Genomic DNA, 11665 nt, shown 5'->3' on the forward strand with positions numbered 1-11665 from the left:
GGCTGCGCCGCAGCCCCAACTGCCTCAACGCTGACGCAAGCTCTCAAGCAGCTTGTGCGTCGGATACCCATCCGCCGGCCAACCCAACCCCTGCTGGGCGGTGCGAATGGCCTTGCGGGTATTGGCGCCAATGATGCCGTCGGCATTGCCCGCGTCATGCCCGCTGGCATTGAGCAGGTGCTGCAGCTCCATGCGTTCGCTGCGGCTCAGGGGCAGGTCCTCTTTCGGCCAGCTGCCGGCAATGAACCCCCAGCCCGAGAACCGATCACCCAGCAGGCTCACTGCCAGGGCATAGGACGATGAGTTGTTGTACTTGAGGATCGCGCGGAAGTTGTCCAGTACCAGGAACGCCGGGCCGCGAGCGCCCGCAGGCAGCAGCAGGGCGGCGGACAGCTGATTGCTGTTGGCCGGCAGCTGGGTGCCGGCTGGCAGTGTCACGCCCAGTTGCAACCACTCGCCCACCGGCTTGCGCAGCGAACCGTCGGCCAGCCAGAAGTCGAAACCTGCCGGCACCTGCACTTCAAAGCCCCAGGGTTGGCCACGCTTCCAGCCGGAGCTCTGCAGGTAGTGCGCGGTCGAAGCCAGGGCGTCCGGGGTGCTGTTCCAGATGTCCCGGCGGCCATCGCCGTCGAAATCCACTGCATGGGTGTTGTAGGTGGTCGGAATGAACTGGGTCTGGCCCATTGCACCGGCCCACGAACCGCGCATGGCCTCCGGCTGGATGTCACCGTTCTGCAGGATCTGCAGGGCGGCAATCAGCTGGTCCTGGGCGAACTGCGGGCGGCGGCCTTCGTAGGCCAGGGTCGCCAGCGAGCGAATGACCGACTTGCTGCCCTGGAACTGGCCGAAGTTGCTTTCCATGCCCCAGACCGAAACCAGCACCTGGCGATCCACGCCATAGCGCTGTTCGAGGCGGGTCAGCAGCTCTGCATTCTGCTCCAGCAGTTTCTTGCCGTTGCGCACACGCAGTGGCGACAGGGCGCCTTCAAGGTACTCCCACACCGGCCGGCTGAACTCAGGCTGGCTGCGGTCGGCCTTGATCACGTCCAGGTCGGGGGTAACACCGAGGAATGCACGGTCGAAGGTGTTCGGCGAAATACCGGCCTGCAGCGCTTGTTGGCGGAAGCCAGCCTGCCATTGCGCGAAGGTTTGCAGGGGTTGGATCTCAGTGCTGGCGTCGGGCGTTGTACCGGGCAGGTTCACCACTGGAGCGGGCTGGGCAGGGGCCAGCGGCAAGGCATCGGCGGCGGTGGGTTTTTCCGCACAGGCGACGAGCAGGATGAAGCTGGAGGCCGCGATCAGCTGACGGGATTTCCAACGGGGGAGAAGACTGAAGAGCATGCACAGATCCAGAATTTCAGGTCAGGTGCCGACCATACCATGCCTGCGCTTTCGATGCTTTCATGCGGCCAAAAAGTAAGAAGCCTCCCAATCTCTCGATTGGAAGGCTTCGCGGCGGTAGCTGCCTTTGCCCTTGTCTGGTTGTTCCTGGCGGCAGCGGAACAGGGGCTGGGCGACGATTGACTTGGCCTTGTTGGGGCCGTGCTTTTTCGGCTTTTTGCTCATGGTGCAGGTTCCCGATGGGTGGCTTTCGGGGCGCACTGTAGGCCCCTGGGCTACTACGGGCCAATTGATTGTGTTTATGGGAGGCAACGTGATGCTCGTAGGAGCGGCCTTGAGTCGCGAAAGGCGCGCGCAGCGCGCCCGGCTATTGCGAAGGAAGCACCAATCGCTGCCCCGCCATCAACAACGAAAGCCGCGCCAGCCCCGTCCAAGGCGACCCCTCGGCCTGCCCCTTGATCTGCGCATCGATACGCTGGGCATCCTGCAACAGCTGGGCCCAACGCTGCGCGGAAAGGCGCTGCAGTGCTTTGCTGACTAGCGGGCGGCGTTTATCCCACACCGGTGGTCGTGCTTGGCTGAAGGCTTTGTCCAGCGGTACGCCCTGGCTGAACTGCTGAGCCAGCCCGGCCAGTTGCCGCAGCTCGCGGGCCAGCGCCCACAGAATCACCGGTGGCTCCACGCCTTCACCGCGCAGCCCTTCGAGCATGCGCAGGGCATGCGCGGCTTCGCCATTGAGAATGGCATCGACCAGCCCGAAGACATCGAAGCGGGCGCTGTCGGCGACTGCCGACTGCACCGTCTCCACGGTGATCTGGTTACCCTCGGCCAGCAGCTTGAGCTTTTCGATTTCCTGGGCGGCGGCCAGCAGGTTGCCTTCGACGCGTGCGGCAATCAGGTCGACCGCATCACGCTGCGCCGAAAGGCCCGCCTGCGACAGCCGCTGGTTGATCCACTGGGGTAGCTGGTGGGCATCTACCGGCCAGATCTGGATGAACTGGCAGTGGGCGCCTTCGATCAGGGCCTTGCCCCATTTGGTCTTCTGCGCGCTGCCGTCGAGCTTGGGCAGGCTGATCAGCAGCAGGGTGTCCTCGGCCGGGTTGGCGCAGTATTCCATCAACGCGGCAGCGCCCTTGTCCCCGGGTTTGCCAGAGGGCAGGCGCAGTTCCAGCAGGCGGCGCTGGGCGAACAGGGAAAGGCTGGCACCGGCCTGAAGCAGGGTGCCCCAGTCGAAATTGGCGTCGGCGCTGAACACCTGGCGTTCGTCGAAACCCTGCTGGCGTGCGGCGCCACGGATGGCGTCGGCGGCTTCCTGGCACAGCAACGGGTCGTCGCCACTGACCACGTAGACCGGTGCCAGAGCGCCTTGCAGGTGCTTGTTGAGTTGGGCGGGGGCGAGTTTCATCGGAAACAGGCGGGGCACCGGGGTGCCCCGCGCGGGCTCAGTTGCCCGGAACTTCCAGTGGCGACTGCTGCGGCGTTTCAGCCTGCTGGCTGCGGGCCGCTTCCAGCGCGTCGGCTTCGGCTTTGGCGCGTTCGTCGGCTTTGACCTGCAGCTCGTCCAGTTGGGCCGGGGTCAGCATTTGCAGGCGTACAACCATGGCGTTGACCAGGTCGCGGCGCATTTCTTCACGTGCCCGGTTGGCTTCCTGCTCGGAACCGGTGATGTTGGAGGCGTCACGCACGTAGATTTTGCGCACTTCCAGCTTGTCGCTGAGCAGTTCCAGGTTGTTCAGGCCCTGGATGCTGTAGTTCAGCACCGTGGTCAGCTCGTACTCGGCCGAGCGGCTGCCACCGCTGTAGGTCGCGGCGCGCTGGTTTTCCTGCTCGTTGGTCAGGACCAGGCGATACGGTGCGCCGGCGTGCACGTTGACGCCGCTGCGCTCCAGCACCTGGCGCAGTTCGGTCACGGTTTCGCCATAGGCATTACGTGCGCTGACGTCCATCTCCTTGACGCTCAGCTCGGTGGAGCCGGTGCCGCGCAGTTGGAAACCGCAGGCGCTGAGCAAAACGGCCAGGCCGATTACCAGCAGATTGCGTTTGATCATGTTGTTGCTCCCTCTTGGGCCTGTACCGCCCGCCCGCAGTGGCTGCGGGCGGGCGTGCCATCAATTGGCGACGATGTTGACCAGCTTGCCCGGCACCACGATGACCTTGCGGATGGTCAGGCCATCGATGAAGCGCAGGACATTCTCGTTGCTGCGGGCGGCGGCTTCGATTTCCTCGCGGCTGGCGGCGGCCGGCATTTCGACCTGGCCACGCAGCTTGCCGTTGACCTGTACCACCAGGACGATGCTGTCCTGCACCAGCGCGCTCTCGTCGACCGCTGGCCAGCCAGCATCGATGACCGCCTGGTCGTGGCCCAGCGCCTTCCACAGCTCGTGGGAGATGTGCGGGGTGATCGGTGCCAGCAGCAGCGTCACGGCTTCCAGGCCTTCCTGCAGCAGGGCGCGGTCCTGTTCGGTGGCTTGCGGGGCCTTTTCCAGCACGTTCATCACGGTCATCACCTGGGCGATGGCGGTGTTGAACTTGTGGTGCTGGCCCACGTCGGTGCTGGCCTGCTTGATGGCGGCATGGATGGCGCGACGGATGGTTTTTTGCGCGTCGTCCAGCGCGGCTACATCCAGCGTGCCCGGCAGGCCCTGGTTGACGTGGCCCTGGGCCAGGCGCCAGACACGGCGCAGGAAGCGGCTTGCACCTTCGACGCCGGAGTCGGACCACTCCAGGCTCATGTCAGGTGGCGAGGCGAACATCATGAACAGGCGGCAGGTGTCGGCGCCGTAGGCTTCGATCATCGATTGCGGGTCGACGCCATTGTTCTTCGACTTCGACATCTTCTCGGTGCCGCCGATTTCAACCGGCAGGCCGTCGGTCTTCAGGCGCGCACCAATGATCTTGGCCTTGGCGTCCCGCTCGATTTCGACGTCGGCCGGGTTGAACCAGTCCTTGCCGCCGTTGCTGGCGACGCGGTAGTAGGTCTCGGCGACCACCATGCCCTGGGTCAGCAGGTTCTTGAACGGTTCGTTCGAGGTGACCAGGCCTTCGTCACGCATCAGCTTGTGGAAGAAGCGCGCGTACAGCAGGTGCAGGATCGCGTGCTCGATGCCGCCGATGTACTGGTCGACCGGCAGCCAGTGGTTGGCCGCTTTCGGGTCGACCAGGCCCTGATCGTAGTTTGGCGAGGCGTAGCGGGCGAAGTACCAGGACGACTCGACGAAGGTGTCCATGGTGTCGGTTTCGCGCTTGGCCGCCGTGCCGCATTTCGGGCAGGTGCATTCGTAGAATTCTGGCAGGCGCGCCAGTGGCGAGCCGGCGCCGTCCGGTACCACGTTCTCCGGCAGGGTGACCGGCAGCTGGTCTTCCGGTACCGGCACGTCGCCGCAGGACGGGCAGTGGATGATCGGGATCGGGCAGCCCCAGTAGCGCTGACGGCTGATGCCCCAGTCGCGCAGGCGGAACTGGGTACGCGACTTGCCGAGGTCCTTGTGGATCAGGGCGGCCTCGATGGCGTCGAAGGCGCCGGCGAAGTCCAGGCCGTCGAACTCGCCGGAGTTGATCAGCTGGCCATGCTCGCCATAGGCGGCCAGCCACTCGTTGCCGACGTCATCGCCAGCGCTGGTGCGCACCACGGCCTTGACCGGCAGGTTGTACTTATGGGCGAACTCGAAGTCGCGCTCGTCGTGGGCCGGCACGGCCATCACGGCGCCATCGCCGTAATGCATCAACACGTAGTTGGCGACCCATACCGGCAGCTTCTCGCCGGTCAGCGGGTGGTCGACGAACAGGGAAGTGGGCATGCCCTTCTTCTCCTGGGTGGCCATGTCGGCCTCGGCGACGCTACCGCTCTTGCACGCGTCGATGAACGCCTGCAGCACCGGGTTGCCCTGGGCGGCCTGGGTGGCCAGCGGGTGTTCGGCGGCGACCGCGACGTAGGTGGCGCCCATCAGTGTGTCGGGGCGGGTGGTGAAGACCTTGAGGGTGCCTTCGTGGCCGATGCTGGCCTGGTCGAACGGGAACTGCACTTCCATGCCGCGCGACTTGCCGATCCAGTTGCGCTGCATGGTCTTGACCTGTTCAGGCCAGCCCGGCAACTCGTCGAGGCTTTCCAGCAGCTCGTCTGCATAGTCGGTGATGCGGAAGTAGTACATCGGGATTTCGCGCTTTTCGATCAGCGCGCCCGAACGCCAGCCGCGGCCGTCGATGACCTGCTCGTTGGCGAGCACGGTCTGGTCGGCCGGGTCCCAGTTGACGGTACCGTTCTTGCGGTAGATGACGCCTTTTTCGAACAGGCGGGTGAACAGCCACTGTTCCCAGCGGTAGTAGTCCGGCTTGCAGGTGGTGACTTCACGTGCCCAGTCGATGGCCAGGCCCAGGCTCTTGAGCTGGGTCTTCATGTAATCGATGTTTTCGTATGTCCACTTGGCCGGGGCGACGTTGTTTTTCATCGCCGCGTTTTCCGCGGGCATGCCGAAGGCGTCCCAGCCCATCGGCTGCAGGACGTTTTTGCCCAGCATGCGCTGGTAGCGGGCAATCACGTCACCGATGGTGTAGTTGCGCACGTGGCCCATGTGTAGCTTGCCGCTCGGGTACGGGAACATCGATAGGCAATAGTAAGTGTCTTTGCCTGGCTGTTCGGTAACAGCGAACGATTGTTGCTCGTCCCAGAAGTTCTGGGCGGCGGCTTCGATATCACGGGGCGTGTATTGTTCGTGCATGGCTACTTTTGGCTGAGAGAGAAGAGACCTTGTTCCAGGCAGCGGAACCTCGCTGCAACCGGTACTCCGGTGTCGTTTAGAGTGAACGCCGTAGCATACAGCAGCGCCGCGCATCGTGGGAAACCTTGATTGCTAATGGCCGCTGGTCGCGGCAAGCGGCTGCTTTTTAGAGTGACGCTAAGCTCAGGTGTGGGGGGAGATATTCTGACCTTCAATGAGGTGAACGGATGGGAGAGACGCAGCTACCCGCAATCAAACCGGAGCTTTACGAACGCCTGATCGACCGCCTTGGCCTGGCGCTGGAAGTTGCCAGGACATCGGTAAGATTGCGCGACGAGATGCCAGCCGAGCTGGAGTTGCGTGGCCTTAGCCACGCAGAGTTCGAAGTGATCAAGGCGTACCTGGACACCCTCCCGGAGCGCCAAAATGCCTGTGCCGGCAGTTACCCGCAAGCGGAGCCGACAACGGCCAAGATCATCTGGCTCAAGGACAAGAAACGCCCCGCCAGCACGGCGAGATCCAGGACGCTGCCACATCGTTAGCCGTTCAGGACGCCAGCCGCAGGCCATCGCGCGCCGGTTCTTCAATACACTTCTCACGATCGTCGCCGGCCGCACACTTGTTGCCCGGCGTCGATCCTCTTAGGCTGCACGCCTTCCATGGAGGTGTGGCCGATGCCGATCCGATTCTTCATCAAACAATGGCTGATGCCGCCTGGCGTCCTCTTGCTGCTGCTGTTGGCGGCGTGGTGGCTGCGCAAGCGGCGCCCACGGCTGGCCGGGCTGTGCTTCGCTGTGGGCCTTGGCGGTTTGTGGCTGATGAGCCTGCCGCTTGCCGTGCAGGAATCGGCGCGCCTGCTGGAGACCGAGCCGCCGCTGGCGGTCAGCGAATGGGCGGGCCTTGCCGGCAGGGCGGATGCCATTGTCGTGCTGGGCGCAGGGCGCGAGCGCGGTGACCCGTCCTGGGGTGGCGATGACCAGCCCACCGCAACGGCCCTTGAGCGCATGCGCTTTGCCGCACGGTTGGCCAAGGCCTCGGGTTTGCCGGTGCTGACCAGTGGTGGCTTGCACTATGGCACGCCGCCCAGTGAAGCGCGGTTGATGGCCGATCGCTTGCGTGAGGATTTTGCGGTCGAGGTGAAATGGCAAGAGCAGGCCAGCCGCACCACCTGGGAAAATGCCCGGTTCACGGCGGACATTCTGCAGCCGCTGGGTATTCGCCGGGTGGTCGTGGTGACGCAGGCCTGGCATATGCAGCGTTCGCGCTGGAGCTTCGAGCAGGCAGGTTTCGACGTGGTGCCGGCACCGATGGGCTTCCTCGGGCGCGAGCATGCCCGCCCGTTTGCCGGGTTGCTGCCGGAAAGCCGGGCGATGTGGCAGAGCGGGCAGTTGCTTAATGAAGCGGTGGGGTTGGTGGGGTATCGGTTGTTCTACTGATCTCGGAGCTGCCCGGTCTTTGTAGGAGCGGCCTTGCGTCGCGAAAGGCTGCGTAGCGGCCCCAGGTTCTGTGGCGCAAAAAAGATCGCTGGGGCCGCTACGCAGCCCTTTCCGACCGGTCCGGCGCCCCGGCAAGGCCGCTCCTACAAAGACGGTGCCGGTCATTAAAGGAAGGCGCAGTCAAACAGTCTTGGCAATCCGCCCTGCCAGCAACGCCCACCCGAGCAACAGCACACAGACAATCGCCAGCGGCCACGAACGCCACTGCAGATAAGGCGTCAGCTGCTGCATCGGCACCACCTCGCCATACAGCACCGCCGGCTGGAACTGCGGGATCTGTGTGGTAATGCGCCCAAACGGGTCGATCAGCGCGGTCACACCGTTGTTGGTGGCGCGGATCATCCAGCGGCCGGCTTCCAGTGCGCGCATCTGTGCCATCTGCAGGTGCTGCAGCGGGCCGATCGAGGTGCCGAACCAGGTGTCGTTGCTGATCGTCAGCAGCAGGTCGCTGCGCGCTGCCAGGCTGGCGGCAAACTCGGGGTAGACCACTTCATAGCAGATGTAGGGTGCGATCTGGTAACCCTTGGCCTGCAGCAACGGCTGGTCTTCCGGGCCCCGGGCGAAGTCCGACATGGGCAGGTTGAAGAACTCGATCACGCCGCGCAGCATGTCCTGCAAGGGCACGTACTCGCCGAAGGGCACCAGCTTCTGCTTGAGGTAGGTGCCGTCACCTTCGCCGGTCACGGTGATGCCGTTGTAGTAGCGGCGCTGGTGGTGCACCACCTCACGCACCGGCACGCCGGTGATCAGCGCCGAATGGCGCTCGGCGGCAAAGCGCCCCATCACGTCGATGTAGCCCTGGGCCTGGTCCTTGAGCACCGGTACCGCAGTTTCGGGCCAGATCAGCAGGTCTACCGGCTTTGAGGTGAAGCTCATGTCACGGTACAGCGCCAGCTGGGCGTCGATGTGGGCCGGGTCCCACTTCAGGTCCTGGGCGACGTTGCCTTGGATGGCGGCCACCTTCAACGGCTCGCCGGCAGGCTTGGTCCAGGCGTGGCCCTTGAGTGCCATGCCCAGTAGCCAGGGAGCCAGTAGCAGCACGCCGGCGACGGCCAGGAACGAGGGCCGGGCACGCAGGCGGGGCAAGTTGCACAGCAAGGCGGCGCTAAGCGCCAGGGTGAACGAGATCAGCCATACACCCCCCAGCGGCGCAAGGCCCGCCAGCGGGCCGTCGAGCTGGCTGTAGCCCGCATAAAGCCAAGGGAAGCCGGTGAGGAACCAGCCGCGGAAGGCCTCCTGCAGCAGCCACAGGGCCGCGAAGCACAAGGCATCAGCCAGTGGCGCCTCATTGCGCCGCAGCCAGCGCGCCCACAGCCACGCGGGCAGGGCGAAGAACCAGGCCAGGGCGGCGAAGAACGCCAACAGCAGCAGGATCGCCAGCAGCGGCGAGGCGCCGCCGTAGGTGGTCATGCTGACGTAGATCCACCAGGTGCCGGCGCCGTACAGGCCGAATCCGAAACACCAGCCACGGCCCATGGCCTGGCGCGGGCTGAGCTCGCGCAGGCCAAGGTAGAGCAGGGCGATGGACAAAAGGGCCAGCGGCCAGATGTCGAATGGCGCCAGGGCCAGGAGGGTGGAAGCGCCGGCCGCCATGGCCAGCAGGTTACCGGGCCAGCCGGGGCGGGTGATCCAACGCATGATTGTCCTTAGCGGGTGATCGGTGTCAGGCGCAGCAAGTGTACCCGCCGGCTGTCGGCATTGAGAATGCGGAACTTGTAGGCGCCGATCTCGGTGGTTTCGTTACGCTTGGGCAGGTGCCCGAACGCGCTCATCACCAGGCCGCCAACGGTGTCGAATTCGTCATCGGAGAAGCTGCTGTCGAAGAACTCGTTGAAGTTCTCGATCGGCGTCAGTGCCTTGACCAGGAAGTCGCCGCTGGGCAGCGGCTTGATGTAGCTGTCTTCCTCGACGTCATGCTCGTCTTCGATGTCGCCGACGATCTGTTCCAGCACGTCTTCGATGGTCACCAGGCCCGCCACACCGCCGTATTCGTCGATGACCACGGCCATGTGGTTATGGTTGGCACGGAACTCGCGCAACAGCACGTTCAGGCGCTTGGATTCGGGCACGAAGGTGGCCGGGCGCAGCAGGTCCTTGATGTTGAAGCTGTCGCCGTTCTCCTTGAGGATCAGCGGCAGCAGGTCCTTGGCGAGCAGGATGCCCAGCACATCGTCATGGCTTTCGCCGATCACCGGGTAGCGCGAGTGCGCGGCGTCGATCACCGCCGGCAGGAACTCGCGAGGCGACTGGCTGGCCTTGATGCTGATCATTTGCGAGCGCGGCACCATGATGTCGCGCACCTGCAGGTCAGCGACCTGGATGGCGCCTTCGACGATGGTCAGCGCTTCGCTGTCGAGCAGCTTGTTCTGATGGGCTTCGCGCAGCAGCTCAAGGAGCTCCTGGCGGTTTTTCGGCTCATGGGCAAAAGCCTGGGTCAGTTTACCCAACCAGGACTTTTGCCCGTTGCTCGATCGATCTTCGCTCATGGCGGTTACTCGTGATCCTTGCAGTGTCAGTGTGTGATTGAATCGGTTTCGTCGTCGGCATAGGGGTCCGGGTGGCCCAGTTCTGCCAGCAATTCTCGTTCCAGGGCTTCCATTTCCTCGGCTTCTTCATCGTCGATGTGGTCGTAACCGAGCAGATGCAGGCAGCCGTGGATTACCAGGTGCGCCCAATGCGCCTCCAGGGCCTTGCCCTGTTCGGCGGCTTCGCGCTCGACCACCGCCACGCAGATCACCAGGTCGCCCAGCAATGGGATATCGAGCAGGTCATCGGGCACGTCGGCGGGGAACGACAACACGTTGGTCGCGTAGTCCTTGTGCCGGTAGGTGTGGTTCAGCTCGCGGCCTTCGGTTTCATCGACCAGGCGGATGGTCACTTCCGAGTCGGCTGTGCGCTGGCGAAGGGCCAGCTCGCACCAGCGGCGGAAGGCGGCATCATCAGGGGCGGCGGCGTCCGTGGCCCGTTGCAGGTCGAGTTCAAGCATCTTTGCCGGGTGCCTCTGGCTGGGCCTGACGGCCTTCGAAGCGGTCGTAGGCCTCGACGATGCGTTGCACCAATGGGTGACGAACCACATCTTTGGGTTGGAAATGGGTAAAGCTGATACCCGGAACGTCCCTGAGCACTTCGATCACATGCGCCAGGCCCGACTTGGTGCCACGCGGCAGGTCGACCTGGGTGATGTCACCGGTGATCACCGCAGTCGAGCCGAAGCCGATGCGGGTAAGGAACATCTTCATCTGCTCGAGCGTGGTGTTCTGGCTCTCGTCGAGGATGATGAAGCTGTTGTTCAGGGTGCGGCCACGCATGTAGGCCAGCGGGGCGATCTCGATCACCTGGCGCTCGATCAGCTTGGCCACGTGCTCGAAGCCCAGCATTTCGTAGAGCGCGTCATACAGCGGGCGCAGGTACGGGTCGATTTTCTGTGCCAGGTCGCCGGGCAGGAAGCCGAGCTTCTCGCCCGCCTCGACCGCCGGGCGCACCAGCAGGATGCGGCGCACCTGTTCGCGCTCCAGGGCGTCCACGGCGCAGGCCACGGCCAGGTAAGTCTTGCCAGTACCGGCCGGGCCAACGCCGAAGTTGATGTCGTTGGCCAGGATTTCCTTGACGTAGCGCTGCTGGTTGACGCCGCGCGGGCGAATATTGCCCTTGCGCGTGCGCAACGAGACGCTGACCTCGTTGACCGCCGGGTTGTCGATGTTCTCGACGGTCGACTCCTGCAGGTACAGGTGGACGGTTTCCGGCGACAGGTCAGTGGCCTTGGCCTCGCGATAGAGGCGGCGCAGCAGCTGTTCGGCAGCGGAAGTGGTCTTGGGCTCGCCGATCAGTTCGAACTGATTGCCGCGGTTGCGGATCTCGATGGCCAGGCGTTGTTCGATCAGGCGCAGGTGCTCGTCGAACTGGCCGCACAAGTTGGCGAAACGGTGGGCCTCGAAAGGTTCGAGGATGAAACGATGGGGTTCTATGGGTGCGTTCAAGGTCGTTTTTAGCCGCCCGACGGCAATGGATGTGAGCTCAAGAATAACCCTTGAATGGCAGTGGCGAAAGCACTGAAACGATCAAGGGTCTTGCGGCCTGTGCCGGCCGCTTCGCAGGCAAGCCCACGATGGGCCG

11 protein-coding genes are annotated in these 11665 nt (G+C 64.2%); 2 read left to right on the plus strand and 9 right to left on the minus strand.

Annotated elements, in window-relative coordinates; genetic code table 11:
* Window positions 1-24 precede the first annotated feature (24 nt).
* From NP534_RS05840 to leuS, 5 genes are all read right to left on the minus strand, one after another.
* Complete coding sequence (locus NP534_RS05840; RefSeq protein WP_274098100.1) at window positions 25-1341, minus strand: lytic murein transglycosylase; 1317 nt, start codon at window positions 1339-1341, stop codon at window positions 25-27.
* 60 nt (window positions 1342-1401) lie between these two features.
* Window positions 1402-1566: an alternative ribosome rescue factor ArfA gene (arfA, locus tag NP534_RS05845; protein ID WP_016501800.1), complete on the minus strand. Its 165-nt coding sequence runs from the start codon at window positions 1564-1566 to the stop codon at window positions 1402-1404.
* A gap of 142 nt (window positions 1567-1708) precedes the next feature.
* On the minus strand, window positions 1709-2746 hold the full coding sequence (gene holA, locus NP534_RS05850) for a DNA polymerase III subunit delta (protein WP_274098101.1): 1038 nt from the start codon (window positions 2744-2746) through the stop codon (window positions 1709-1711).
* A gap of 37 nt (window positions 2747-2783) precedes the next feature.
* A complete protein-coding gene (locus NP534_RS05855) occupies window positions 2784-3389 on the minus strand; it encodes an LPS-assembly lipoprotein LptE (protein ID WP_033701709.1) in 606 nt (201 codons plus the stop codon).
* A gap of 60 nt (window positions 3390-3449) precedes the next feature.
* Window positions 3450-6056, minus strand: a complete 2607-nt coding sequence (leuS, locus tag NP534_RS05860; protein WP_274098102.1) for a leucine--tRNA ligase — start codon at window positions 6054-6056, stop codon at window positions 3450-3452.
* Window positions 6057-6283: 227 nt separating this feature from the next.
* Here leuS and NP534_RS05865 point away from each other — a divergent pair, with 227 nt between their 5' ends.
* Window positions 6284-6598 (plus strand): hypothetical protein, encoded by a 315-nt coding sequence (locus tag NP534_RS05865; protein ID WP_274098103.1) that lies wholly within the window; start codon window positions 6284-6286, stop codon window positions 6596-6598.
* Between the two features lie 132 nt (window positions 6599-6730).
* On the plus strand, window positions 6731-7492 hold the full coding sequence (locus NP534_RS05870) for a YdcF family protein (RefSeq protein ID WP_274098104.1): 762 nt from the start codon (window positions 6731-6733) through the stop codon (window positions 7490-7492).
* A 180-nt stretch (window positions 7493-7672) separates the two neighbouring features.
* Here the strand turns inward: NP534_RS05870 and lnt are convergent, their stop codons facing one another.
* The 4 genes from lnt to NP534_RS05890 are packed head-to-tail and all read right to left on the minus strand — an operon-like array spanning window position 7673 to window position 11529.
* The gene (lnt, locus tag NP534_RS05875) at window positions 7673-9190 is read right to left on the minus strand and encodes an apolipoprotein N-acyltransferase (protein WP_047582391.1); all 1518 of its coding nucleotides are present in this window, start codon (window positions 9188-9190) and stop codon (window positions 7673-7675) included.
* Window positions 9191-9198: 8 nt separating this feature from the next.
* Window positions 9199-10038, minus strand: coding sequence for an HlyC/CorC family transporter (locus tag NP534_RS05880; RefSeq protein ID WP_033701704.1), 840 nt, complete (start codon window positions 10036-10038; stop codon window positions 9199-9201).
* 26 nt (window positions 10039-10064) lie between these two features.
* Window positions 10065-10538, minus strand: coding sequence for an rRNA maturation RNase YbeY (gene ybeY, locus NP534_RS05885; protein WP_274098105.1), 474 nt, complete (start codon window positions 10536-10538; stop codon window positions 10065-10067).
* Window positions 10531-11529: a PhoH family protein gene (locus tag NP534_RS05890; protein WP_274098106.1), complete on the minus strand. Its 999-nt coding sequence runs from the start codon at window positions 11527-11529 to the stop codon at window positions 10531-10533. The genes ybeY and NP534_RS05890 overlap by 8 nt, the downstream gene beginning before the upstream one ends.
* Window positions 11530-11665 lie beyond the last annotated feature (136 nt).

This window comes from Pseudomonas sp. 39004, from assembly GCF_028682155.1.
GTDB classification, from domain to species: Bacteria; Pseudomonadota; Gammaproteobacteria; order Pseudomonadales; family Pseudomonadaceae; genus Aquipseudomonas; species Aquipseudomonas capeferrum.